At 54.0% G+C, this 22,171-nt stretch carries 32 protein-coding genes; all 32 read left to right on the top strand.

Annotation, left to right across the window (positions count from 1 at the left end; all coding sequences use genetic code 11):
* Positions 1-21 precede the first annotated feature (21 nt).
* The 32 genes from rpoC to KDX30_RS21065 all read left to right on the top strand — a co-directional run bounded on the left by rpoC (position 22) and on the right by KDX30_RS21065 (position 22,167).
* Positions 22-4,221 carry a DNA-directed RNA polymerase subunit beta' gene (gene rpoC / locus KDX30_RS21220; protein ID WP_027898298.1) on the top strand — a complete coding sequence of 1,400 codons (4,200 nt, stop codon included), beginning with the start codon at positions 22-24 and terminating at the stop codon, positions 4,219-4,221.
* A gap of 204 nt (positions 4,222-4,425) precedes the next feature.
* Positions 4,426-4,797, top strand: coding sequence for a 30S ribosomal protein S12 (rpsL, locus tag KDX30_RS21215; protein ID WP_002555494.1), 372 nt, complete (start codon positions 4,426-4,428; stop codon positions 4,795-4,797).
* Positions 4,798-4,919: 122 nt separating this feature from the next.
* Positions 4,920-5,390: a 30S ribosomal protein S7 gene (gene rpsG / locus KDX30_RS21210; RefSeq protein WP_002555493.1), complete on the top strand. Its 471-nt coding sequence runs from the start codon at positions 4,920-4,922 to the stop codon at positions 5,388-5,390.
* A 30-nt stretch (positions 5,391-5,420) separates the two neighbouring features.
* A complete protein-coding gene (gene fusA, locus KDX30_RS21205; RefSeq protein ID WP_027898299.1) occupies positions 5,421-7,523 on the top strand; it encodes an elongation factor G in 2,103 nt (700 codons plus the stop codon).
* Positions 7,524-7,555: 32 nt separating this feature from the next.
* Positions 7,556-8,749, top strand: a complete 1,194-nt coding sequence (tuf, locus tag KDX30_RS21200; RefSeq protein WP_027898300.1) for an elongation factor Tu — start codon at positions 7,556-7,558, stop codon at positions 8,747-8,749.
* A 140-nt stretch (positions 8,750-8,889) separates the two neighbouring features.
* Positions 8,890-9,201: a 30S ribosomal protein S10 gene (rpsJ, locus tag KDX30_RS21195; RefSeq protein WP_003186070.1), complete on the top strand. Its 312-nt coding sequence runs from the start codon at positions 8,890-8,892 to the stop codon at positions 9,199-9,201.
* 81 nt (positions 9,202-9,282) lie between these two features.
* Positions 9,283-9,918: a 50S ribosomal protein L3 gene (rplC, locus tag KDX30_RS21190; protein ID WP_027898301.1), complete on the top strand. Its 636-nt coding sequence runs from the start codon at positions 9,283-9,285 to the stop codon at positions 9,916-9,918.
* Between the two features lie 12 nt (positions 9,919-9,930).
* A complete protein-coding gene (gene rplD, locus KDX30_RS21185; protein ID WP_020290705.1) occupies positions 9,931-10,533 on the top strand; it encodes a 50S ribosomal protein L4 in 603 nt (200 codons plus the stop codon).
* The gene (gene rplW, locus KDX30_RS21180) at positions 10,530-10,829 is read left to right on the top strand and encodes a 50S ribosomal protein L23 (protein ID WP_002555488.1); all 300 of its coding nucleotides are present in this window, start codon (positions 10,530-10,532) and stop codon (positions 10,827-10,829) included. The genes rplD and rplW overlap by 4 nt, the downstream gene beginning before the upstream one ends.
* 14 nt (positions 10,830-10,843) lie before the next feature.
* The gene (gene rplB, locus KDX30_RS21175) at positions 10,844-11,668 is read left to right on the top strand and encodes a 50S ribosomal protein L2 (protein ID WP_003317104.1); all 825 of its coding nucleotides are present in this window, start codon (positions 10,844-10,846) and stop codon (positions 11,666-11,668) included.
* A gap of 16 nt (positions 11,669-11,684) precedes the next feature.
* Positions 11,685-11,960: a 30S ribosomal protein S19 gene (rpsS, locus tag KDX30_RS21170; protein WP_002555486.1), complete on the top strand. Its 276-nt coding sequence runs from the start codon at positions 11,685-11,687 to the stop codon at positions 11,958-11,960.
* Between the two features lie 13 nt (positions 11,961-11,973).
* Positions 11,974-12,306 carry a 50S ribosomal protein L22 gene (rplV, locus tag KDX30_RS21165; protein ID WP_027898302.1) on the top strand — a complete coding sequence of 111 codons (333 nt, stop codon included), beginning with the start codon at positions 11,974-11,976 and terminating at the stop codon, positions 12,304-12,306.
* Positions 12,307-12,319: 13 nt separating this feature from the next.
* Positions 12,320-13,006, top strand: coding sequence for a 30S ribosomal protein S3 (rpsC, locus tag KDX30_RS21160; RefSeq protein WP_003176422.1), 687 nt, complete (start codon positions 12,320-12,322; stop codon positions 13,004-13,006).
* Positions 13,007-13,018: 12 nt separating this feature from the next.
* Positions 13,019-13,432, top strand: a complete 414-nt coding sequence (gene rplP / locus KDX30_RS21155) for a 50S ribosomal protein L16 (RefSeq protein ID WP_027898303.1) — start codon at positions 13,019-13,021, stop codon at positions 13,430-13,432.
* Positions 13,432-13,623, top strand: coding sequence for a 50S ribosomal protein L29 (gene rpmC / locus KDX30_RS21150; protein WP_002555481.1), 192 nt, complete (start codon positions 13,432-13,434; stop codon positions 13,621-13,623). Before rplP ends, rpmC begins: the two co-directional genes overlap by 1 nt.
* A gap of 2 nt (positions 13,624-13,625) precedes the next feature.
* Positions 13,626-13,892 carry a 30S ribosomal protein S17 gene (gene rpsQ / locus KDX30_RS21145; RefSeq protein ID WP_002555480.1) on the top strand — a complete coding sequence of 89 codons (267 nt, stop codon included), beginning with the start codon at positions 13,626-13,628 and terminating at the stop codon, positions 13,890-13,892.
* Between the two features lie 23 nt (positions 13,893-13,915).
* Positions 13,916-14,284: a 50S ribosomal protein L14 gene (gene rplN / locus KDX30_RS21140; RefSeq protein WP_002555479.1), complete on the top strand. Its 369-nt coding sequence runs from the start codon at positions 13,916-13,918 to the stop codon at positions 14,282-14,284.
* 11 nt (positions 14,285-14,295) lie between these two features.
* Positions 14,296-14,610: a 50S ribosomal protein L24 gene (gene rplX, locus KDX30_RS21135; protein ID WP_002555478.1), complete on the top strand. Its 315-nt coding sequence runs from the start codon at positions 14,296-14,298 to the stop codon at positions 14,608-14,610.
* 20 nt (positions 14,611-14,630) lie between these two features.
* The gene (gene rplE / locus KDX30_RS21130; protein ID WP_004883677.1) at positions 14,631-15,170 is read left to right on the top strand and encodes a 50S ribosomal protein L5; all 540 of its coding nucleotides are present in this window, start codon (positions 14,631-14,633) and stop codon (positions 15,168-15,170) included.
* Positions 15,171-15,183: 13 nt separating this feature from the next.
* Positions 15,184-15,489, top strand: coding sequence for a 30S ribosomal protein S14 (gene rpsN / locus KDX30_RS21125; protein WP_027898304.1), 306 nt, complete (start codon positions 15,184-15,186; stop codon positions 15,487-15,489).
* Positions 15,490-15,702: 213 nt separating this feature from the next.
* A complete protein-coding gene (gene rpsH, locus KDX30_RS21120; RefSeq protein WP_027898305.1) occupies positions 15,703-16,095 on the top strand; it encodes a 30S ribosomal protein S8 in 393 nt (130 codons plus the stop codon).
* Positions 16,096-16,107: 12 nt separating this feature from the next.
* Complete coding sequence (gene rplF, locus KDX30_RS21115) at positions 16,108-16,641, top strand: 50S ribosomal protein L6 (RefSeq protein WP_027898306.1); 534 nt, start codon at positions 16,108-16,110, stop codon at positions 16,639-16,641.
* A gap of 10 nt (positions 16,642-16,651) precedes the next feature.
* Complete coding sequence (rplR, locus tag KDX30_RS21110; RefSeq protein ID WP_027898307.1) at positions 16,652-17,002, top strand: 50S ribosomal protein L18; 351 nt, start codon at positions 16,652-16,654, stop codon at positions 17,000-17,002.
* Between the two features lie 3 nt (positions 17,003-17,005).
* Positions 17,006-17,506, top strand: coding sequence for a 30S ribosomal protein S5 (rpsE, locus tag KDX30_RS21105; protein WP_003186035.1), 501 nt, complete (start codon positions 17,006-17,008; stop codon positions 17,504-17,506).
* A 2-nt stretch (positions 17,507-17,508) separates the two neighbouring features.
* Positions 17,509-17,685: a 50S ribosomal protein L30 gene (gene rpmD, locus KDX30_RS21100; protein WP_003186033.1), complete on the top strand. Its 177-nt coding sequence runs from the start codon at positions 17,509-17,511 to the stop codon at positions 17,683-17,685.
* A gap of 3 nt (positions 17,686-17,688) precedes the next feature.
* The gene (rplO, locus tag KDX30_RS21095; protein ID WP_027898308.1) at positions 17,689-18,123 is read left to right on the top strand and encodes a 50S ribosomal protein L15; all 435 of its coding nucleotides are present in this window, start codon (positions 17,689-17,691) and stop codon (positions 18,121-18,123) included.
* Positions 18,124-19,452 (top strand): preprotein translocase subunit SecY, encoded by a 1,329-nt coding sequence (secY, locus tag KDX30_RS21090; RefSeq protein WP_027898309.1) that lies wholly within the window; start codon positions 18,124-18,126, stop codon positions 19,450-19,452. It begins immediately after the preceding gene.
* Between the two features lie 28 nt (positions 19,453-19,480).
* Positions 19,481-19,597, top strand: a complete 117-nt coding sequence (gene rpmJ / locus KDX30_RS21085; RefSeq protein ID WP_002555468.1) for a 50S ribosomal protein L36 — start codon at positions 19,481-19,483, stop codon at positions 19,595-19,597.
* 130 nt (positions 19,598-19,727) lie between these two features.
* Positions 19,728-20,084: a 30S ribosomal protein S13 gene (rpsM, locus tag KDX30_RS21080; protein ID WP_027898310.1), complete on the top strand. Its 357-nt coding sequence runs from the start codon at positions 19,728-19,730 to the stop codon at positions 20,082-20,084.
* Positions 20,085-20,114: 30 nt separating this feature from the next.
* On the top strand, positions 20,115-20,504 hold the full coding sequence (rpsK, locus tag KDX30_RS21075) for a 30S ribosomal protein S11 (protein WP_002555466.1): 390 nt from the start codon (positions 20,115-20,117) through the stop codon (positions 20,502-20,504).
* An 18-nt stretch (positions 20,505-20,522) separates the two neighbouring features.
* Positions 20,523-21,143 carry a 30S ribosomal protein S4 gene (rpsD, locus tag KDX30_RS21070; RefSeq protein ID WP_025262045.1) on the top strand — a complete coding sequence of 207 codons (621 nt, stop codon included), beginning with the start codon at positions 20,523-20,525 and terminating at the stop codon, positions 21,141-21,143.
* 22 nt (positions 21,144-21,165) lie between these two features.
* Positions 21,166-22,167, top strand: coding sequence for a DNA-directed RNA polymerase subunit alpha (locus KDX30_RS21065; protein WP_003176403.1), 1,002 nt, complete (start codon positions 21,166-21,168; stop codon positions 22,165-22,167).
* The last annotated feature ends 4 nt before the right edge of the window (positions 22,168-22,171 follow it).

Below are 22,171 nucleotides of genomic sequence, written 5' to 3'. Positions count from 1 at the left end.
GCTCCGCCAGGAGGAAAGGCCTTGAAAGACCTACTGAATTTGCTGAAAAACCAGGGTCAAGTCGAAGAGTTCGATGCAATCCGTATTGGATTGGCATCGCCTGAGATGATCCGTTCGTGGTCGTTCGGTGAAGTTAAAAAGCCGGAAACCATCAACTACCGTACGTTCAAACCTGAACGTGACGGCTTGTTCTGCGCCAAGATCTTTGGTCCGGTCAAGGATTACGAGTGCCTGTGCGGTAAGTACAAGCGCCTGAAACACCGTGGTGTGATCTGCGAGAAGTGCGGCGTTGAAGTTGCACTGGCCAAGGTCCGTCGTGAGCGTATGGCTCACATCGAACTGGCATCGCCTGTTGCCCACATCTGGTTCCTGAAGTCGCTGCCGTCCCGTATCGGCTTGCTGATGGACATGACCCTGCGTGATATCGAACGTGTTCTCTATTTCGAGAGCTATGTCGTAATCGATCCAGGCATGACCACCCTTGAAAAAGGTCAGCTGCTGAATGATGAGCAGTACTTCGAAGCTCTGGAAGAGTTCGGTGATGACTTCGACGCCCGCATGGGTGCTGAAGCTGTTCGCGAGCTCCTGCACGCTATCGATCTTGAACACGAGATTGGTCGTCTGCGCGAAGAAATTCCGCAAACCAACTCCGAAACCAAGATCAAGAAGCTGTCCAAGCGTTTGAAGCTGATGGAAGCCTTCCAGGGTTCGGGCAACCTGCCTGAGTGGATGGTTTTGACCGTTCTGCCGGTTCTGCCGCCAGATCTGCGTCCATTGGTTCCGCTGGACGGCGGTCGCTTTGCGACTTCTGACCTCAACGATCTGTATCGTCGAGTGATCAACCGTAACAACCGTTTGAAGCGCCTGCTTGATCTGTCTGCTCCGGACATCATCGTGCGCAACGAAAAGCGTATGTTGCAGGAAGCTGTCGATGCTCTGCTCGACAACGGCCGTCGCGGTCGCGCCATTACTGGCTCGAACAAGCGTCCTCTGAAGTCCCTGGCTGACATGATCAAGGGTAAGCAGGGTCGTTTCCGTCAGAACTTGCTCGGTAAGCGTGTTGACTACTCGGGTCGTTCGGTAATTACCGTTGGTCCGACCCTGCGTCTGCACCAGTGCGGTCTGCCGAAGAAAATGGCTCTCGAGCTGTTCAAGCCTTTCATTTTCGGCAAGCTGGAAATGCGTGGCCTTGCCACGACTATCAAAGCTGCCAAGAAGATGGTTGAGCGCGAGCTGCCGGAAGTCTGGGACGTTCTCGCAGAAGTCATCCGCGAACACCCGGTGCTTCTGAACCGTGCGCCAACGCTTCACCGTCTGGGCATCCAGGCTTTTGAACCGGTACTGATCGAAGGTAAGGCTATTCAGCTGCACCCTCTGGTCTGTGCTGCGTACAACGCCGACTTCGACGGCGACCAGATGGCCGTACACGTACCGCTGACGCTGGAAGCCCAGCTTGAAGCGCGTGCGTTGATGATGTCGACCAACAACATTCTGTCGCCAGCTAACGGTGAGCCAATCATCGTTCCTTCGCAGGACGTTGTATTGGGTCTGTACTACATGACTCGTGAAGCGATCAACGCCAAAGGCGAAGGTCGTGTGTTCGCGGATCTGCAGGAAGTTGACCGCGTATTCCGTGCCGGCGAAGCCGCGCTGCATGCCAAGGTTAAAGTCCGGATCCACGAAACGATCAATGATCGTGATGGTGGCAGCGTCAAGAACACCCGTATTGTCGACACCACTGTCGGCCGTGCGCTGCTGTTCCAGGTGGTTCCGGCCGGCCTGTCTTATGACGTGGTCAACCAGCCAATGAAGAAAAAGGCGATCTCCAAGCTGATCAACCAGTGCTACCGCGTGGTTGGTCTGAAAGAGACCGTTATCTTCGCTGACCAGTTGATGTATACCGGTTTTGCCTACTCGACTATTTCGGGTGTTTCCATTGGTGTTAACGACTTCGTTATCCCTGATGAGAAAGCTCGCATCATCGACGCAGCTACCGAAGAAGTTAAAGAGATCGAAAGTCAGTACGCCTCGGGCCTGGTAACTCAGGGCGAGAAGTACAACAAGGTAATCGACCTTTGGTCCAAGGCGAACGACGAAGTCTCGAAAGCGATGATGTCGAACCTGTCCAAAGAGCGCGTTATTGACCGTCACGGCGTCGAAGTTGATCAGGAATCCTTCAACTCGATGTACATGATGGCTGACTCCGGTGCACGGGGTTCGGCTGCACAGATTCGTCAGTTGGCGGGTATGCGTGGTCTGATGGCCAAGCCGGACGGCTCGATCATCGAGACGCCTATCACCGCGAACTTCCGTGAAGGTTTGAGCGTACTTCAGTACTTCATCTCGACTCACGGTGCTCGTAAGGGTCTTGCGGATACCGCCTTGAAGACAGCTAACTCCGGTTACCTGACTCGTCGTCTGGTTGACGTTGCTCAGGATCTGGTTGTTACCGAAGTCGACTGCGGTACCGAACACGGTCTGCTGATGACTCCACACATTGAAGGCGGCGACGTTGTTGAGCCATTGGGTGAGCGCGTACTGGGTCGAGTAATCGCCCGTGACGTATTCAAGCCTGGCACCGACGAAGTCATCGTGCCTGCCGGTACGCTGGTAGACGAGAAGTGGGTTGAGTTCATCGAGCTGAACAGCATCGACGAAGTAATCGTTCGTTCGCCGATCAGCTGTGAAACCCGTTACGGCATCTGCGCCAAGTGCTACGGCCGTGATCTGGCTCGTGGTCACCAGGTAAACATCGGTGAAGCGGTCGGCGTTATTGCTGCCCAGTCCATCGGTGAGCCGGGTACCCAGCTGACCATGCGTACATTCCACATCGGTGGTGCGGCAAGCCGGACCTCTGCTGCTGACAGCGTTCAGGTGAAAAATGGCGGTACAGTCCGTCTGCACAACCTGAAGCACGTTGAGCGAGTAGACGGCCACCTGGTAGCTGTGTCCCGTTCGGGCGAGCTGGCCATCGCTGATGACTACGGTCGTGAGCGTGAGCGTTACAAACTGCCTTACGGTGCAGTGATTTCGGTGAAGGAAGGCGACAAGGTCGACGCAGGTTCGATCGTGGCCAAGTGGGATCCGCACACTCACCCAATCGTCACCGAAATGAAAGGTACCGTGACCTACGTGGGCATGGAAGAGGGCATCACGATCAAGCGTCAGACAGACGAATTGACCGGTATGACCAACATTGAAGTTCTGGATGCCAAAGACCGTCCGGCAGCGGGCAAAGATATTCGCCCGGCTGTGAAAATGGTTGGTGTTGATGGCAAGGATCTGTTGCTTCCAGGTACTGACGTTCCTGCTCAGTACTTCCTGCCAGCTAACGCACTCGTTGGTGTGGCGGATGGTGTGCAGGTTGCGATCGGTGATGTTATCGCTCGTATCCCGCAGGAAACTTCGAAAACTCGAGACATCACCGGTGGTCTGCCGCGTGTTGCCGACTTGTTCGAAGCTCGTCGTCCGAAGGAGGCGTCGATCCTTGCAGAAGTCAGCGGTACCATTGCGTTCGGTAAGGAAACCAAAGGCAAGCGTCGTCTGGTTATTACCCCGAACGATGGTAGCGATCCGTACGAAGAGCTGATTCCGAAGTGGCGCCACCTGAACGTCTTCGAAGGCGAACAGGTTAACCGCGGCGAAGTTATCTCCGACGGTCCTAGCGATCCACACGACATCCTGCGTCTGCTGGGTGTAAGTGCGCTGGCCAAGTACATCGTTAACGAGATCCAGGACGTTTACCGTCTGCAGGGCGTGAAGATCAACGATAAGCACATCGAGACCATTCTGCGTCAGATGTTGCGTAAAGTTGAAATCTCCGAGTCTGGCGATTCCACCTTCATCAAAGGTGATCAGATGGAGCTGACTCACGTACTGGTCGAGAACGAGCGTCTGAACGCGGAAGAGAAATTCGTTTCCAAGTTCACCCGTGTACTGCTTGGTATCACCAAGGCTTCGTTGTCCACTGAGTCGTTCATCTCCGCGGCGTCTTTCCAAGAGACAACCCGTGTACTGACCGAAGCAGCAGTAACAGGCAAGCGCGATTATCTGCGCGGTCTGAAGGAAAACGTGGTTGTGGGTCGTTTGATCCCGGCTGGTACAGGTCTGGCTTATCACAGCGAGCGCAAGCGTCGCCGTGAAGTCGACAAACCGTTGCGTGTGAGCGCTAGCGAAGTCGAAGCAGCATTGACTGAAGCGTTGAACTCAAGCGGTAACTAAAAAAGAGTAAGGCCTCGGCCTCCAATCTCATCAAGTGGCAGGTAAATTCTGTCGCTTGACGAGAAAGGACGTCGGGGCTTTGTCTTGACTGGGGACAGGATCCTCTTTAGACTCTTGTACCCCTAAATTTGGCGGGACTCGCGTTCTGCCATTTTGCTTTTCTTGCAAGACAATAGCGTCGCAAGACAACAGTGGAGCTAGTAGATGGCAACTATCAACCAGCTGGTACGTCAGCCGCGTAAGCGTATCGTCGAGAAATCCGACGTACCTGCGCTGCAGAACTGCCCGCAACGTCGTGGCGTATGCACTCGTGTGTATACCACCACGCCGAAAAAACCTAACTCGGCACTGCGTAAAGTATGCCGCGTGCGCCTGACCAACGGTTTCGAGGTTTCCTCGTACATCGGTGGTGAAGGTCACAACCTGCAAGAGCACAGCGTGGTACTGATTCGTGGCGGTCGTGTAAAAGACTTGCCAGGTGTTCGTTATCACACCGTTCGCGGTTCTTTGGATACTTCCGGCGTTAAAGGTCGTAACCAGGGTCGTTCGAAGTACGGTACCAAGAAGCCTAAGTAGTATTTGGCTTCCTGTGACAAATTGCAGATTTCTATTTTTCTGAGTCGATAAGAGTAAGGTCGGGCGCACTCCAGAGTGAGTGGTGGTCCCGAGCTACCTGAAGACCGTTTGAGGGCTTATCCATGCCAAGAAGACGCGTAGCAGCCAAGCGCGAAGTGCTTGACGATCCAAAATACGGAAGCCAAATTCTGGCCAAGTTCATGAACCACGTGATGGAAAGCGGCAAAAAAGCCGTTGCCGAGCGTATCGTTTATGGCGCGCTGGAAAAGGTTAAAGAACGCAAGAACAGCGATCCCCTGGAAATCTTCGAGAAAGCTCTCGACGCCATCGCTCCGCTGGTCGAAGTGAAGTCGCGCCGTGTAGGCGGTGCTACTTACCAGGTTCCGGTCGAAGTTCGTCCGTCCCGTCGTAATGCATTGGCAATGCGCTGGCTGGTAGACTTCGCGCGCAAGCGCGGTGAGAAGTCTATGGCTCTGCGTTTGGCTGGCGAACTGCTGGACGCCGCTGAAGGTAAAGGTGCTGCAGTTAAGAAGCGTGAAGACGTGCATCGTATGGCTGAAGCTAACAAAGCTTTCTCGCACTACCGCTTCTAATTTCAGCGTCACTAATTTTGCGAGGGCTTTATGGCTCGTACTACTCCGATTAACCGCTACCGTAACATCGGTATCGTTGCTCACGTGGATGCTGGTAAAACCACCACCACCGAGCGCGTCCTTTTTTACACTGGCGTAAACCACAAAATGGGCGAGGTGCATGATGGCGCCGCGACCATGGACTGGATGGTGCAAGAGCAGGAGCGGGGTATTACCATTACTTCCGCTGCTACGACGGCATTCTGGGCTGGCTCCGTCAAGCAGTTCGAAAAACATCGCTTCAACATCATCGATACCCCGGGTCACGTTGACTTCACTATTGAAGTAGAGCGCTCTCTGCGCGTACTCGATGGCGCGGTCGTTGTGTTCTGCGGTACTTCGGGTGTTGAGCCTCAGTCGGAAACCGTATGGCGTCAAGCCAACAAATACGGCGTTCCACGTCTTGTTTATGTGAACAAGATGGACCGTGCTGGTGCGAACTTCCTGCGCGTGATCGGTCAGATCAAACAGCGTCTGGGTCACACTCCGGTGCCAATCCAGTTGGCTATCGGCTCTGAAGACAATTTCCAGGGTCAGATCGATCTGATGACCATGGAAGCTGTTTACTGGGATGACGCTGACAAGGGCATGGCCCCTCGTCGCGAAGCTATCCCGGCTGAGCTGCAAGAGCTGGCTGACGAGTGGCGCAGCAACATGGTTGAGGCTGCCGCTGAAGCCAACGAAGAGCTGATGAACAAATACCTCGAAGGTGAAGAGCTCACCATCGCGGAAATCGAAGGCGCTTTGCGTCAGCGTACTATCGCTGGCGAAATCGTTCTGGCAGTTTGCGGTTCTTCCTTCAAGAACAAGGGTGTTCCCCTGGTTCTCGACGCAGTGATCAAGTACCTGCCTGCGCCTGTAGACATTCCTGCCATCAAGGGTTCCGACCCGGATGACGAGACTGTTGAAATGGAGCGTCACGCAGACGACAACGAGCCGTTCTCGGCTCTGGCGTTCAAGATCGCTACTGACCCATTCGTGGGTACTTTGACCTTTGCTCGTGTTTATTCGGGCGTGTTGAGCTCCGGCGACGGCGTGATCAACTCGGTTAAAGGCAAGAAAGAGCGTGTTGGTCGTATGGTGCAAATGCACGCGAACACACGTGAAGAGATCAAAGAAGTTCGCGCTGGTGACATCGCGGCTCTGATCGGCATGAAGGACGTCACCACTGGTGATACCCTCTGCTCGGCTGACAAGCCAATCATTCTGGTTCGTATGGACTTCCCGGAGCCGGTTATTTCGGTTGCCGTTGAGCCTAAGACCAAGGATGACCAGGAAAAAATGGGTATCGCTCTGGGCAAACTTGCTCAGGAAGACCCGTCTTTCCGCGTAAAAACTGATGAAGAGACTGGTCAAACGATCATCTCTGGCATGGGCGAGTTGCACTTGGACATCCTGGTTGACCGGATGCGCCGTGAGTTCAACGTTGAAGCCAACATCGGTAAACCACAGGTTTCCTATCGTGAGAAAATCACGAAGGCTTGTGAGATCGAAGGCAAGTTCGTTCGTCAGTCCGGCGGTCGTGGTCAGTTCGGCCATTGCTGGATCCGTTTTGCTCCTGCTGACGAAGGTCAGGAAGGTCTGCAATTCGTAAACGAAGTAGTGGGTGGTGTTGTTCCTAAGGAATACATCCCTGCTATCCAGAAGGGTATCGAAGAGCAGATGAAGAACGGTGTTGTTGCCGGCTATCCGCTGATCGGCCTGAAGGCTACCGTTTTCGATGGTTCTTACCACGACGTCGACTCCAACGAGATGGCGTTTAAGGTGGCAGCCTCCATGGCGACCAAGCAACTGGCTACCAAAGGTGGCGGTGTTGTACTTGAGCCGATCATGAAGGTTGAAGTTGTTACACCTGAGGACTACATGGGCGACGTGATGGGTGACCTGAACCGTCGTCGCGGTCTGATCCAGGGTATGGAAGATACGGTTTCTGGCAAAGTGATTCGCGCCGAAGTACCGTTGGGTGAGATGTTCGGTTATGCGACCGACGTTCGCTCCATGTCTCAGGGTCGCGCGAGCTACTCCATGGAATTCTCCAAATACTCCGAAGCTCCGTCGAATGTCGTCGAAGCTATCGTTAAAAAACAAGGCTGATTTCAGCCCCTTTAGGCTAGGAGTTCACTGTCGTGGCTAAAGAAAAATTTGAACGTAACAAACCGCACGTCAACGTTGGCACCATCGGTCACGTTGACCACGGTAAAACCACTCTGACTGCTGCTCTGACTCGCGTTTGCTCCGAAGTTTTCGGTTCGGCTAAAGTCGATTTCGATAAAATCGACAGCGCGCCAGAAGAAAAAGCACGTGGTATCACCATCAACACCGCTCACGTTGAATACGATTCGGCCGTTCGCCACTACGCGCACGTTGACTGCCCAGGTCACGCCGACTACGTAAAAAACATGATCACTGGTGCTGCTCAGATGGACGGCGCTATCCTGGTTTGTTCGGCTGCTGACGGCCCGATGCCTCAGACTCGCGAGCACATCCTGCTGTCCCGTCAGGTTGGCGTTCCGTACATCGTTGTCTTCCTGAACAAGGCTGACATGGTTGACGACGCAGAGCTGCTGGAACTGGTTGAGATGGAAGTGCGCGATCTGCTGAGCACTTACGACTTCCCGGGCGACGACACCCCGATCATCATCGGTTCTGCTCTGATGGCTCTGAACGGCCAAGACGACAACGAGATGGGCACCACTGCCGTCAAGAAACTGGTTGAGACTCTGGACAGCTACATCCCAGAACCAGTTCGTGCTATCGACAAGCCGTTCCTGATGCCAATCGAAGACGTATTCTCGATCTCGGGTCGCGGTACTGTTGTTACTGGTCGTGTTGAGCGTGGTATCGTCAAAATCCAGGAAGAAGTAGAGATCGTGGGTCTGCGTGATACCACTAAAACTACTTGCACTGGCGTTGAGATGTTCCGCAAGCTGCTGGACGAAGGTCGTGCTGGTGAGAACTGTGGCGTTCTGCTGCGTGGCACCAAGCGTGACGACGTTGAGCGTGGTCAGGTTCTGGTTAAGCCAGGCACTGTTAAGCCGCACACTCAGTTCGAAGCTGAAATCTACGTTCTGAGCAAAGAAGAAGGCGGTCGTCACACTCCTTTCTTCAAAGGCTACCGTCCACAGTTCTACTTCCGTACTACCGACGTAACTGGTAGCTGCGAACTGCCGGAAGGCGTTGAGATGGTTATGCCAGGTGATAACGTGAAAGTTAGCGTTACCCTGATCAAGCCAATCGCAATGGAAGATGGTCTGCGTTTCGCAATTCGTGAAGGCGGTCGTACCGTCGGCGCTGGCGTCGTAGCCAAAATCATCGCGTAAGCAATGATTTGAAAAAAAGCCTCCGCTTGCGGGGGCTTTTTTTATTGGGTTGACACCCCGTTACCTCGTCTATAGAATTGCGCCTCCTTTTAACGGGCGTATTGCGCTCGGTGGGAACAGCAATCTGGAGTCTGAATCCAATGCAAAACCAGCAAATCCGTATCAGGTTGAAGGCTTTTGACCATCGCCTGATCGACCAATCCACCCAGGAAATCGTGGAAACCGCGAAACGTACTGGTGCTCAGGTGCGTGGTCCAATCCCACTGCCGACACGTAAAGAGCGGTTCACCGTTCTGGTTTCCCCGCACGTCAACAAAGACGCGCGCGACCAGTACGAGATCCGTACTCATAAACGCGTTCTGGATATCGTCCAGCCAACGGATAAAACCGTTGACGCGCTTATGAAGCTTGATCTTGCAGCCGGTGTGGAAGTGCAGATCAGCCTCGGCTAAGACTTGGGTCTTAGTCGTGTAACGCTCTGAAATGGGCGGCCATAGCGGGTGAAAGCCCCGTACACTCATGAGGTTTACAACATGACTATTGGTGTAGTCGGTCGTAAATGCGGTATGACCCGTATTTTCACCGAAGAAGGTGTCTCCATTCCGGTTACGGTCATTGAGATCGAGCCGAATCGCGTCACCCAGTTCAAAACTGAAGAGACCGATGGCTATCGTGCAGTGCAAGTCACTGTAGGCGAGCGTCGTGCTTCGCGTGTTACAGCTGCTCAAGCTGGCCACTTCGCTAAAGCGAACGTTGCCGCTGGTCGTGCCGTCATGGAATTCCGTCTTGAAGAAGGCGAGTACCAAGCAGGCGACCTGATCAACGCTGAAATCTTCGCTGCTGGTCAACTGGTTGATGTAACCGGTCAGTCCAAGGGTAAAGGCTTCCAGGGTACGATCAAGCGTTGGAATTTCCGCGGGCAAGATAACACCCACGGTAACTCCGTATCCCACCGCGTCCCAGGCTCTATCGGCCAGTGCCAGACTCCTGGTCGTGTATTCAAGGGCAAAAAAATGTCCGGTCATATGGGCGCTGAGCGCGTGACCGTGCAGTCCCTGGAAGTAGTGCGCGTGGACGCTGAACGCAATCTGTTGTTGGTCAAGGGCGCTGTTCCTGGCGCTACTGGCGGCAACCTGGTTGTACGTCCAGCAGCCAAGGCTCGCGGTTAAGGGGAAGCTGACATGCAATTAAATGTAAATGACGCTCAAGCAATCGAAGTTTCCGAACTGACATTTGGCGGCGAGTTCAACGAGACACTGGTTCACCAGGCAGTCGTAGCCTACATGGCTGGCGGTCGTCAGGGCACCAAGCAGCAAAAGACCCGTTCCGATGTTCGTGGTGGCGGTAAGCGTCCATGGCGTCAGAAGGGTACTGGCCGTGCTCGTGCCGGTACTATCCGTAGCCCAATCTGGCGTGGCGGCGGTACCACTTTCGCAGCACGTCCTCAGGACCACTCTCAGAAGCTCAACAAGAAGATGTATCGCGCAGCTTTGCGCTCCATCCTTGCTGAACTGGTTCGTACTGATCGTCTGGTCGTGGTTCAGGACTTCGCTGTTGAAGCACCGAAAACCAAAGATCTGCTGAACAAGCTGACTGGCATGGGCCTGACTGACGTCCTGATCGTGTCTGATGCTGTTGACCAGAATCTGTACCTGGCTGCTCGCAACCTGCCGCACGTAGATGTACGTGACGTACAAGGTTCCGATCCAGTTAGTCTGATCGCATACGACAAAGTGTTGATCACTGTGTCGGCCGTGAAGAAATTCGAGGAGCTGCTGGGATGAACCAGGAACGCGTATTTAAAGTTCTGCTTGGCCCGCATGTTTCCGAAAAGGCTACGGTTCTCGCAGATAAAAAAGGTCAGTTCGTTTTCAAGGTTGCTACTGACGCAACCAAGCTGGAAATCAAGAAGGCCGTCGAAAGCCTGTTCAGCGTGAAAGTAGAGCGTGTTACTACCCTGAATGTTCTGGGTAAGAGCAAGCGCACTGCTCGCGGTCTGGGCAAGCGTAATGACTGGAAGAAGGCAGTTATCTCCCTTCAGCCAGGCCAAGATCTCGATTTCAGCAGCAGTGCTGAGTAAGGAAGGGGTGCATCATGGCAATCGTTAAATGCAAACCGACTTCCCCTGGCCGCCGTTTTGTGGTCAAGGTGGTCAACCAGGAGCTGCATAAAGGCGCTCCTCACGCACCGCTGCTCGAGAAAAAATCGAAGTCTGGTGGTCGTAACAACAATGGCCGTATTACTACCCGTCATATCGGTGGTGGTCATAAGCAGCATTATCGTCTGGTCGATTTCCGTCGCAACGACAAAGATGGCATCGCTGCCACTGTCGAGCGTATCGAATACGATCCAAACCGTACTGCTCACATCGCATTGCTGCTTTACGCAGACGGCGAGCGTCGCTACATCATCGCCCCTAAAGGCGTGAGTGCTGGCGATCAGCTGATTGCAGGCGCTTTGGCTCCAATCAAACCGGGCAACGCTCTTCAACTGCGTAACATTCCAGTTGGTAGCACCGTTCACGGTATCGAATTGAAGCCAGGTAAAGGTGCACAGATCGCTCGTTCCGCTGGTGCTTCGGCTCAGCTGATCGCTCGTGAAGGTGTCTACGTGACCCTGCGTCTGCGTTCCGGTGAAATGCGTAAAGTGCTTTCCGAGTGCCGTGCAACGCTGGGCGAAGTCTCGAACTCCGAGCACAGCCTGCGTTCCTTGGGTAAAGCTGGTGCTAAGCGCTGGCGTGGCGTTCGCCCAACCGTTCGTGGTGTTGCCATGAACCCGGTTGATCACCCACATGGTGGTGGTGAAGGTCGTACCTCTGGTGGTCGTCATCCGGTATCGCCGTGGGGCTTCCCGACTAAGGGCGCGAAGACTCGTGGTAATAAGCGTACCGACAAAATGATCGTCCGTCGTCGCAAGTAAATAGAGGGATACGACAGTGCCACGTTCTCTGAAAAAAGGTCCTTTTATTGATCTTCACCTACTGAAGAAGATCGAAGTGGCGGCGGAAAAGAACGATCGCAAACCGGTGAAAACCTGGTCGCGTCGTTCGATGATCCTGCCACAAATGGTCGGTCTGACCATTGCTGTGCATAACGGTCGCCAACATGTTCCAGTTCTCGTGAACGAAGACATGGTCGGCCATAAACTAGGCGAGTTTGCCGGTACCCGCACTTATCGTGGGCACGTGGCAGACAAGAAAGCCAAGCGTTAAGGGGTAAGGAACGATGGAAGTAGCCGCTAAGTTGTCGGGCGCTCGAATCTCCGCCCAGAAAACCCGCTTGGTCGCCGACCAGATCCGCGGGAAGAAGGTGGGCGAAGCGCTCAACCTGTTGGCTTTCAGCAACAAGAAAGCTGCCGAGATCCTGAAGAAAGTGCTGGAGTCGGCTGTAGCCAACGCCGAGCATAACGAAGGCGCAGACGTTGATGACCTCCGGGTCTCCACCGTTTTCGTCAACGAAGGGCGTTCGCTGAAGCGCATCATGCCACGTGCCAAAGGCCGTGCTGATCGCATCGTCAAGCGGTCTTGCCATATCACTGTCAAGGTTGCTGACAAGTAACGGAGTCGAAGAGATGGGTCAGAAAGTACATCCCATTGGCATTCGCCTGGGAATCGTCAAGGAGCACACCTCCGTCTGGTACGCAGACGGTCGGACTTATGCGGACTATTTGTTCGCTGATCTGAAAGTGCGTGAGTATCTCCAAGACAAATTAAAAAGCGCGTCCGTAAGCCGTATCGATATCCATCGTCCGGCTCAGACAGCACGTATCACCATCCACACTGCTCGTCCTGGTATCGTTATCGGGAAGAAAGGTGAAGATGTTGAGAAACTGCGTCAGGACCTGACCAAGCAAATGGGTGTGCCTGTGCACATCAATATCGAAGAAATCCGCAAGCCGGAGCTCGACGGTATGTTGGTTGCGCAGAGCGTAGCTCAGCAGCTGGAGCGTCGCGTTATGTTCCGTCGCGCTATGAAGCGCGCTGTACAGAACGCCATGCGCATTGGTGCCAAAGGCATCAAAATCCAAGTGAGCGGTCGTCTCGGCGGTGCTGAAATCGCACGTACTGAATGGTATCGCGAAGGTCGTGTGCCTTTGCACACCCTGCGTGCCGACATCGACTATGCCAACTACGAAGCTCACACCACTTACGGTGTGATCGGTGTAAAGGTTTGGATCTTCAAAGGCGAAGTAATTGGTGGTCGCCAAGAAGAACTGAAACCACAAGCACCTGCGCCTCGTAAAAAAGCTGCTAAGTAAGGGGTACGCCAAATGTTGCAACCAAAGCGTACGAAGTTCCGCAAGCAGATGACTGGCCACAACCGTGGCTTGGCATTGCGCGGTAGCAAAGTCAGCTTCGGCGAATATGCGCTGAAGTCTGTTGCTCGTGGTCGTCTCACTGCCCGTCAGATTGAGTCAGCGCGTCGTGCTCTGACCCGTCACGTTAAACGTGGCGGTAAAATCTGGATCCGTGTATTCCCGGACAAGCCTGTAACCAAAAAGCCCCTCGAAGTTCGTATGGGTAAAGGTAAGGGTAACGTGGAGTACTGGGTTGCCCAGATTCAGCCAGGCAAAGTCCTGTATGAAATCGAGGGTGTTTCTGAAGAGCTGGCGCGTGAGGCTTTCGCCCTGGCTGCTGCAAAGCTGCCGCTCGCCACCTCCTTTGTTAAACGGACGGTGATGTGATGAAAGCGAATGAACTTCGTGAAAAATCAGCACAGCAGCTGAACGAGCAACTGCTCGGCCTGCTGCGCGACCAGTTCAATCTGCGTATGCAGAAAGCAACTGGCCAGTTGGGGCAGTCTCACCTGCTCTCGCAAGTTAAGCGTGACATCGCTCGCGTGAAGACTGTGCTCAACCAGCAGGCAGGTAAGTAATCATGGCTGAAGCCGAAAAAACCGTCCGTACGCTGACTGGCCGTGTTGTCAGCGACAAGATGGACAAGACCATCACCGTTCTGATCGAGCGTCGCGTTAAGCACCCGATCTACGGTAAATATGTTAAGCGTTCGACTAAGCTGCACGCGCACGACGAAACCAATCAATGCCACATCGGCGACAAAGTCACGATTCGTGAAACTCGTCCTGTAGCCAAGACCAAGTCTTGGGCACTGGTTGATATTCTCGAACGCGCTGTGGAAGTCTAAGGACTAGGGGTCGGAGAAATTATATGATTCAGACTCAATCCATGCTCGATGTGGCCGATAACAGCGGCGCACGCCGCGTTATGTGCATCAAGGTGCTGGGTGGCTCCCATCGTCGTTACGCTGGTATCGGTGACATCATCAAAGTTACCGTCAAGGAAGCAATTCCTCGCGGTAAGGTGAAGAAAGGCCAAGTGATGACTGCTGTTGTAGTCCGCACTCGCCATGGCGTTCGTCGTGCTGACGGCTCCATCATCCGCTTTGATGGCAACGCTGCTGTTCTTTTGAACAACAAGCAAGAGCCGATCGGCACCCGTATCTTTGGGCCAGTGACCCGTGAACTTCGTACTGAGAAGTTCATGAAGATCGTCTCGCTCGCCCCAGAAGTGCTGTAAGGAGATCCGACATGCAAAAGATTCGTCGTGACGACGAGATCATCGTGATCGCCGGCAAAGACAAAGGTAAGCGCGGTAAGGTGCTCAAGGTTCTCGCTGACGACCGTCTGGTCGTTGGTGGGATCAACCTGGTAAAGCGTCATACCAAGCCAAACCCGATGTCGGGCGTACAGGGCGGTATCGTCGAGAAAGAAGCGCCACTGCACGCTTCTAACGTCGCTATTTTCAATGGCGCAACCAACAAGGCTGACCGCGTTGGTTTCAAAGTTGAAGATGGCAAGAAAATTCGTGTCTTCAAGTCGACCCAAAAAGCGGTTGATGCTTGAACACTGCTAGGTAGAAGACCATGGCACGACTAAAAGAGATTTACCGGAAGGAAATCGCTCCGAAGCTTAAGGAAGAACTTAAGCTCGCGAACGTGATGGAAGTTCCGCGCGTTACCAAAATCACCCTGAACATGGGTCTGGGCGAAGCGATCGGCGACAAAAAAGTCATCGAGCACGCTGTTGCTGACCTGGAAAAGATCACCGGTCAAAAAGTCGTTGTGACTTACGCTCGGAAATCCATCGCTGGCTTTAAAGTCCGTGAAGGTTGGCCGATCGGCGTCAAAGTGACTCTGCGCCGCGATCGTATGTATGAATTCCTGGATCGTCTGCTTTCGATCTCCCTGCCTCGGGTTCGCGACTTCCGCGGCCTGAATGCCAAGTCCTTCGATGGTCGTGGTAACTACAGCATGGGCGTAAAAGAGCAGATCATTTTCCCGGAAATCGATTACGACAAGATCGATGCTCTCCGCGGTCTGGACATTACCCTGACCACCACTGCCAAGAACGATGACGAAGGCCGCGCTCTGCTGCGTGCTTTCAAATTCCCGTTCCGCAACTGATTGGAGTAGGAAAATGGCCAAGAAGAGCATGAAGAACCGTGAGCTGAAGCGTCAGCTCACCGTTGCCAAGTACGCCACCAAGCGTGCAGCGCTCAAAGCAATCATCGTTGATCTGAACGCAAGTCCAGAAGCGCGTTGGGAAGCTACCGTAGCTCTGCAGAAGCAGCCACGTGACGCAAGCGCTTCGCGCATGCGTAACCGCTGCCGCATCACTGGTCGTCCGCACGGCGTTTACCGCAAGTTCGGCCTTGGCCGTAACAAGCTGCGTGAAGCTGCAATGCGTGGTGATGTGCCAGGTCTGGTTAAAGCCAGCTGGTAATACGCCTTTCACGCGAAGTTCCGGCTTATCGTGCAAGCGATTGGTCGGAATCAAGCCTGAATTTGAATCAAGCCCCTATTGGGGCTTGATTCATTTCCGGGGTACGCCTAGAATTGCCGGCTCGCCTGAGCCCGTGTTTTTCATTTGCCCGGAATTCTCGGCGATAAGCTGTAGCCGCAAGGCTAATTATTTTGTATTAGGAGCGTCTAGCCCATGAGTATGCAGGACCCGTTAGCGGACATGCTAACTCGTATCCGTAATGCCCAGATGGCTGAAAAGCCCGTCGTAAGCATGCCATCTTCCACTGTGAAGGTTGCTGTAGCCAAAGTCCTGAAAGACGAAGGTTACATTGCGGGTTATCAGATCAGCAGCGAAACAAAACCGCTGTTGTCTATCGAGCTGAAGTACTTCGAAGGCCGTCCAGTCATCGAAGAAGTGAAGCGCGTAAGCCGTCCAGGCCTGCGTCAGTACAAGTCCGTCGATGATCTGCCAAAAGTTCGTGGCGGTCTCGGTGTGTCTATCGTCTCCACCAGCAAAGGTGTGATGACGGATCGTGCTGCGCGCGCTGCCGGTGTCGGCGGCGAAGTGCTTTGCACAGTGTTCTAAGGGGGGATAAGCATGTCACGCGTAGCTAAGAACCCCGTTAAGTTGCCAGCAGGCGTCGAAGTTAAACTCGTCGGCCAGCAGCTTTCGGTGAAGGGCGCCAAAGGCACTCTAGATCTGAACATCCATTCGTCCGTTGAGATTGTTGAAGAAGCTGGTGAGCTGCGTTTCGCTGCTCGCAATGGCGATCAACAGACTCGCGCAATGGCCGGCACCACTCGTGCACTGGTTAACAACATGGTCCAGGGCGTAAGCCAAGGCTTCGAGCGTAAGCTCCAGCTGGTCGGTGTTGGTTACAAAGCGCAAGCAAAAGGCACAGTGCTGAACCTGGCTCTTGGCTTCTCGCACCCAGTGGATTACGACCTGCCGGAAGGCATCACCGCTGAGACTCCCAACCAGACCGATATCTTCATCCGAGGTATCGACAAGCAGTTGGTTGGTCAAGTGGCCGCTGAGATCCGCGACTTCCGCCGTCCTGAGCCGTACAAAGGCAAAGGTGTGCGTTACGCAGACGAAGTCGTCCGCCGTAAAGAAGCCAAGAAGAAGTAGGGCATAGCAAATGACCGTCAAAAAAGTTACCCGACTGCGTCGCGCTCGCAAAGCACGCCTGAAAATGCACGAGCTAGAAGTCGTGCGTCTCTGCGTGCACCGCTCTTCGCAGCACATTTATGCCCAGGTCATTTCGGCCGACGGCAGCAAAGTCCTGGCGAGCGCCTCGACTTTGGACAAAGAACTGCGTGATGGTGCCACTGGCAACATCGACGCGGCCACTAAGGTTGGCCAGCTGGTTGCTGAGCGTGCGAAAGCCGCCGGCGTATCACAAGTGGCTTTCGACCGTTCTGGCTTCAAGTACCACGGCCGCGTCAAGGCGCTGGCTGATGCTGCTCGTGAAGGCGGGCTGGAGTTCTAAGTTATGTCAAATAACGACCAAAAACGCGACGAAGGCTACATTGAGAAGCTGGTTCAAGTTAACCGCGTTGCAAAGACTGTAAAAGGCGGCCGTATCTTCACTTTCACCGCGTTGACCGTGGTTGGTGATGGTAAAGGGCGTGTTGGTTTTGGCCGTGGCAAGTCACGTGAAGTGCCTGCTGCGATCCAGAAGGCGATGGAAGCTGCTCGCCGCAACATGATCCAGGTTGATCTGAATGGCACTACTCTGCAGTACGCAATGAAGTCTGCCCATGGCGCTTCGAAGGTGTACATGCAGCCTGCCTCTGAAGGTACCGGTATCATCGCTGGCGGCGCTATGCGCGCAGTGTTGGAAGTTGCTGGTGTTCAGAACGTATTGGCCAAGTGCTACGGCTCGACTAACCCTGTAAACGTGGTTCACGCCACTTTCAAGGGTTTGAAAGCTATGCAATCTCCTGAGTCTATTGCTGCCAAGCGCGGCAAAAGTGTCAAGGAGATCTTCTGATCATGGCTACCGTTAAAGTAACGCTGATCAAAAGCATGACCGGTCGCATTCCTAACCACAAACTGTGTGTTAAAGGTCTGGGTCTGCGTCGCATCGGTCACACTGTAGAAGTGCTGGATACTCCTGAGAATCGCGGGATGATCAACAAGGCTTACTACATGCTGCGAGTCGAGGGTTAATCGATGAAACTCAATGATCTGAGTCCAGCGCCGGGTTCCCGTCGCGAAAAGCATCGTCCGGGCCGTGGTATCGGTAGTGGTTTGGGTAAGACTGGTGGCCGTGGCCACAAAGGTCAAACCTCCCGCTCCGGTGGCACTATTGCTCCGGGCTTTGAAGGCGGCCAACAGCCGCTGCATCGTCGCCTGCCAAAATTCGGCTTCGTTTCCCTGAAGGCCATGGATCGCGCAGAAGTGCGTTTGTCCGAGCTGGCTAAAGTGGAAGGCGACGTTGTAACTGTGCAGTCCCTGAAGGATGCCAACGTGATCAACCAAAACGTACAGCGTGTGAAAATCATGCTGTCCGGCGAAGTTAATCGCGCTGTCACCATCAAAGGTATCGCAGCCACCAAAGGTGCGCGTGCGGCTATCGAAGCAGCTGGCGGCAAGTTCGAGGAATAAATGGCTAAGCAAGGTGCTCTCTCTGCGCTCGGCAAAGGCGGTATGTCTGAACTCTGGGCTCGTCTGCGTTTTCTGTTCCTGGCGATTATCGTCTACCGAATAGGCGCACACATCCCGGTTCCAGGTATTAACCCGGAGCGACTCGCAGACCTGTTTCGACAGAATGAGGGGACCATTCTTAGCTTGTTCAACATGTTTTCCGGCGGTGCGCTGGAGCGGATGAGTATTTTTGCACTGGGGATCATGCCGTACATTTCGGCATCGATCATCATGCAATTGATGACAGCCGTCAGCCCACAGCTGGAGCAGTTGAAGAAGGAAGGGGAAGCTGGCCGTCGCAAGATCAGCCAGTACACCCGCTACGGCACCGTTGTCCTGGCCTTGGTTCAAGCTATCGGCATGTCCGTTGGTCTGGCCGGTCAGGGCGTCGCGTTCTCTGCAGACATAGGCTTCCACTTCGTTGCTGTCACCACCTTTGTGGCTGGTGCGATGTTCATGATGTGGCTAGGCGAGCAGATTACCGAGCGCGGTGTTGGTAACGGTATCTCGATGTTGATCTTCGCAGGTATCGTCGCCGGTCTTCCGAGAGCAATCGGGCAGTCTTTCGAGTCTGCTCGCATGGGTGACATCAATATCTTCGCCCTGGTTGCTATCGGTTTGCTGGCAGTAGCGATTATCGGTTTCGTGGTGTTCATTGAGCGTGGTCAGCGTCGTATTGCTGTTCACTACGCCAAGCGTCAGCAGGGCCGTAAGGTTTTTGCTGCGCAGACTAGCCACTTGCCGCTGAAAGTGAACATGGCTGGCGTTATTCCGGCTATTTTCGCGAGCAGCATTTTGCTGTTTCCGGCGTCGTTGGGTGCCTGGTTTGGTCAGTCTGAAGGTATGGGCTGGTTGCAGGACATCTCGCAGTCGATCGCTCCTGGTCAGCCGTTGAATATTCTGCTGTTTAGTGCAGGGATTATTTTCTTCTGCTTCTTCTATACGGCGTTGATGTTCAATCCGAAAGACGTAGCGGAAAACCTGAAGAAGTCCGGTGCCTTTATTCCGGGTATCCGTCCAGGTGAGCAGTCTGCGCGCTATATTGATGGCGTTCTGACCCGCTTGACCATGTTCGGTGCTCTATATATGACGGCCGTCTGCTTGTTGCCCCAGTTCCTGGTGGTTGCAGCAAACGTACCGTTCTACCTTGGCGGGACCTCGTTGCTGATCGTGGTAGTGGTTGTGATGGACTTCATGTCCCAAGTACAATCGCACCTCGTTTCGCACCAGTACGAATCCCTGATGAAGAAAGCCAACCTGAAGGGCTACGGCAGCGGCATGTTGCGCTGATGTACCCATAAGGTTCGAGGAGCTGGTAATGAAAGTTCGTGCATCGGTGAAAAAGCTGTGCCGCAACTGCAAGATTATTCGCCGCGAAGGTGTTGTTCGAGTAATTTGCAGCGCGGAACCACGTCACAAACAGCGCCAAGGCTGAGTGTGATCTGTGCTTAAGCCCAGCAGCTAGTGCGCTGCTGGGTTGATTATTTGTTATTACAGCGATATTATCTCGCGCCCTATTTCTTGGCTTCCGGGGCGTAGGTAGCTGTCAATTGGAGTCCCACTGAATGGCCCGTATTGCAGGCGTTAACATTCCAGATAACAAGCATACTGTTATCTCGCTGACCTACATCTATGGTGTTGGTCGCACCACTGCACACAAGATCTGTGCAACCACTGGGGTTAACCCAGCGGCAAAGATCAAAGATCTGAGCGACGAGCAGATTGAACTACTGCGTGGCGAAGTGGCGAAGTTCACCACTGAAGGTGACCTGCGTCGCGAAATCAACATGAAAATCAAGCGCTTGATGGACTTGGGCTGCTACCGCGGTCTGCGCCATCGTCGTGGTCTTCCAGTACGCGGTCAGCGTACCAAGACTAACGCGCGTACTCGCAAAGGTCCGCGTAAGCCGATCCGCAAGTAATCGCATTAGCGCAACGACAGGAATTTAGTCATGGCAAAACCTGCTGCTCGTCCTCGTAAAAAAGTTAAAAAGACGGTGGTTGATGGCATCGCCCACATCCACGCTTCTTTTAACAACACAATCGTCACCATCACCGATCGTCAAGGTAACGCGCTGTCCTGGGCTACCTCCGGCGGTTCGGGTTTCCGCGGTTCTCGCAAGTCCACGCCGTTCGCTGCTCAAGTAGCTGCTGAACGTGCTGGTCAAGCTGCGCTGGAATATGGTCTGAAGAACCTCGACGTTAACGTCAAAGGTCCAGGTCCAGGTCGTGAGTCTGCTGTCCGTGCATTGAACGGCTGTGGCTATAAGATCGCCAGCATCACCGACGTGACGCCAATCCCGCACAACGGGTGCCGTCCGCCGAAGAAGCGCCGCGTGTAATCCAGGAGACTGTAGAAAATGGCTCGTTACATTGGTCCAAAATGCAAACTTGCTCGTCGTGAAGGCACCGATCTCTTTCTGAAGAGCGGCGTTCGCGCGATCGAATCCAAGTGCAACATCGAAGCAGCTCCAGGTATCCACGGCCAGCGCCGTGGCCGTCAGTCCGACTACGGCACCCAGCTGCGTGAGAAACAAAAAGTTCGTCGTATCTATGGCGTACTCGAGCGTCAATTCAGCGGTTACTACAAAGAAGCTGCCGGCAAGAAAGGCGCTACTGGTGAGAACCTGTTGCAACTGCTCGAATGCCGTCTGGATAACGTTGTATACCGTATGGGCTTCGGCTCGACTCGTGCTGAATCCCGTCAATTGGTTTCGCACAAGTCGATCAGCGTGAACGGCAAAACCGTAAACGTTCCGTCGTATCAGGTTCGTGCCGGTGACGTGGTTGCTATCCGCGAGAAAGCCAAGAACCAACTGCGCATCGTCCAGGCTCTCGATCTGTGTGCCCAACGTGGCCGCGTAGAATGGGTAGAAGTAGACACTGAGAAGAAATCGGGCGTTTTCAAGAACGTTCCAGCTCGCAGTGATCTGTCCGCCGACATCAACGAAAGCCTGATTGTCGAGCTCTACTCCAAGTAAGGGCTAGAAAATAGGTGCATCCATGCAGATTTCGGTAAATGAGTTCCTGACACCCCGCCACATTGATGTGCAGGTTGTCAGTCCAACCCGCGCCAAGATTACTCTCGAGCCTCTCGAGCGTGGTTTTGGCCATACCCTGGGCAACGCGCTGCGCCGCATCCTGTTGTCCTCCATGCCCGGCTGTGCAGTAGTCGAGGCCGAGATTGACGGTGTACTCCATGAGTACAGCGCCATCGAAGGTGTACAGGAAGATGTAATTGAAATCCTGTTGAACCTTAAAGGTCTGGCTATCAAGCTGCACGGTCGAGACGAAGTTACGCTGACCTTGTCGAAGAAGGGTTCGGGGGTGGTTACCGCTGCCGATATTCAGCTGGATCATGATGTCGAGATCGTTAACCCCGATCACGTAATCGCTAACCTGGCGTCTAACGGCGCCCTGAACATGAAGCTCACCGTAGCTCGTGGTCGTGGTTATGAACCGGCAGACTCGCGTCAGAGCGATGAAGATGAAAGCCGCAGCATTGGTCGCTTGCAGCTTGACTCTTCGTTCAGCCCGGTTCGCCGTATCGCATACGTGGTGGAAAACGCCCGTGTCGAGCAGCGTACTAACCTGGACAAGCTGGTTATTGATCTGGAAACCAACGGTACTCTGGATCCTGAAGAGGCTATCCGCCGCGCTGCAACCATTCTGCAACAGCAGTTGGCTGCGTTCGTCGACCTCAAAGGTGACAGTGAGCCAGTGGTAATCGAACAGGAAGACGAGATCGATCCGATCCTGCTCCGTCCGGTTGACGATTTGGAATTGACTGTACGTTCGGCCAACTGCCTCAAGGCGGAGAACATTTACTACATCGGCGACCTGATTCAGCGCACCGAAGTAGAACTGTTGAAGACTCCAAACCTTGGCAAGAAATCCTTGACTGAGATCAAGGACGTCCTGGCCTCCCGTGGTCTGTCCCTCGGCATGCGCCTCGACAACTGGCCGCCGGCAAGTCTTAAGAAGGACGACAAGGCGACTGCCTGATCGT

Source organism: Pseudomonas quasicaspiana (assembly GCF_021147825.1).
GTDB classification, from domain to species: Bacteria; Pseudomonadota; Gammaproteobacteria; order Pseudomonadales; family Pseudomonadaceae; genus Aquipseudomonas; species Aquipseudomonas quasicaspiana.
Note: the sequence above shows the minus strand (reverse complement) of the source record. Positions and strands in the feature narration are given on the sequence as shown.

Excerpts from the sequence above, each read along its gene's own strand:
- rplC (WP_027898301.1), top strand. The coding sequence starts at position 9,283 with ATGACTATTGGTGTAGTCGGTCGTAAATGCGGTATGACCCGTATTTTC.
- rplX (WP_002555478.1), top strand. The coding sequence starts at position 14,296 with ATGCAAAAGATTCGTCGTGACGACGAGATCATCGTGATCGCCGGCAAA.
- fusA (WP_027898299.1), top strand. The coding sequence starts at position 5,421 with ATGGCTCGTACTACTCCGATTAACCGCTACCGTAACATCGGTATCGTT.
- rplO (WP_027898308.1), top strand. The coding sequence starts at position 17,689 with ATGAAACTCAATGATCTGAGTCCAGCGCCGGGTTCCCGTCGCGAAAAG.
- rpmJ (WP_002555468.1), top strand. The coding sequence starts at position 19,481 with ATGAAAGTTCGTGCATCGGTGAAAAAGCTGTGCCGCAACTGCAAGATT.
- rpsQ (WP_002555480.1), top strand. The coding sequence starts at position 13,626 with ATGGCTGAAGCCGAAAAAACCGTCCGTACGCTGACTGGCCGTGTTGTC.
- rplB (WP_003317104.1), top strand. The coding sequence starts at position 10,844 with ATGGCAATCGTTAAATGCAAACCGACTTCCCCTGGCCGCCGTTTTGTG.
- rplD (WP_020290705.1), top strand. The coding sequence starts at position 9,931 with ATGCAATTAAATGTAAATGACGCTCAAGCAATCGAAGTTTCCGAACTG.
- rpsJ (WP_003186070.1), top strand. The coding sequence starts at position 8,890 with ATGCAAAACCAGCAAATCCGTATCAGGTTGAAGGCTTTTGACCATCGC.
- rplE (WP_004883677.1), top strand. The coding sequence starts at position 14,631 with ATGGCACGACTAAAAGAGATTTACCGGAAGGAAATCGCTCCGAAGCTT.
- rpsC (WP_003176422.1), top strand. The coding sequence starts at position 12,320 with ATGGGTCAGAAAGTACATCCCATTGGCATTCGCCTGGGAATCGTCAAG.
- rpsN (WP_027898304.1), top strand. The coding sequence starts at position 15,184 with ATGGCCAAGAAGAGCATGAAGAACCGTGAGCTGAAGCGTCAGCTCACC.
- rpsM (WP_027898310.1), top strand. The coding sequence starts at position 19,728 with ATGGCCCGTATTGCAGGCGTTAACATTCCAGATAACAAGCATACTGTT.
- rpsG (WP_002555493.1), top strand. The coding sequence starts at position 4,920 with ATGCCAAGAAGACGCGTAGCAGCCAAGCGCGAAGTGCTTGACGATCCA.
- rpmC (WP_002555481.1), top strand. The coding sequence starts at position 13,432 with ATGAAAGCGAATGAACTTCGTGAAAAATCAGCACAGCAGCTGAACGAG.
- rplN (WP_002555479.1), top strand. The coding sequence starts at position 13,916 with ATGATTCAGACTCAATCCATGCTCGATGTGGCCGATAACAGCGGCGCA.
- rpsK (WP_002555466.1), top strand. The coding sequence starts at position 20,115 with ATGGCAAAACCTGCTGCTCGTCCTCGTAAAAAAGTTAAAAAGACGGTG.
- rplV (WP_027898302.1), top strand. The coding sequence starts at position 11,974 with ATGGAAGTAGCCGCTAAGTTGTCGGGCGCTCGAATCTCCGCCCAGAAA.
- rplP (WP_027898303.1), top strand. The coding sequence starts at position 13,019 with ATGTTGCAACCAAAGCGTACGAAGTTCCGCAAGCAGATGACTGGCCAC.
- rpsL (WP_002555494.1), top strand. The coding sequence starts at position 4,426 with ATGGCAACTATCAACCAGCTGGTACGTCAGCCGCGTAAGCGTATCGTC.
- secY (WP_027898309.1), top strand. The coding sequence starts at position 18,124 with ATGGCTAAGCAAGGTGCTCTCTCTGCGCTCGGCAAAGGCGGTATGTCT.
- rpsE (WP_003186035.1), top strand. The coding sequence starts at position 17,006 with ATGTCAAATAACGACCAAAAACGCGACGAAGGCTACATTGAGAAGCTG.
- KDX30_RS21065 (WP_003176403.1), top strand. The coding sequence starts at position 21,166 with ATGCAGATTTCGGTAAATGAGTTCCTGACACCCCGCCACATTGATGTG.
- rplW (WP_002555488.1), top strand. The coding sequence starts at position 10,530 with ATGAACCAGGAACGCGTATTTAAAGTTCTGCTTGGCCCGCATGTTTCC.
- rplF (WP_027898306.1), top strand. The coding sequence starts at position 16,108 with ATGTCACGCGTAGCTAAGAACCCCGTTAAGTTGCCAGCAGGCGTCGAA.
- rpsH (WP_027898305.1), top strand. The coding sequence starts at position 15,703 with ATGAGTATGCAGGACCCGTTAGCGGACATGCTAACTCGTATCCGTAAT.
- rplR (WP_027898307.1), top strand. The coding sequence starts at position 16,652 with ATGACCGTCAAAAAAGTTACCCGACTGCGTCGCGCTCGCAAAGCACGC.
- rpsD (WP_025262045.1), top strand. The coding sequence starts at position 20,523 with ATGGCTCGTTACATTGGTCCAAAATGCAAACTTGCTCGTCGTGAAGGC.
- rpmD (WP_003186033.1), top strand. The coding sequence starts at position 17,509 with ATGGCTACCGTTAAAGTAACGCTGATCAAAAGCATGACCGGTCGCATT.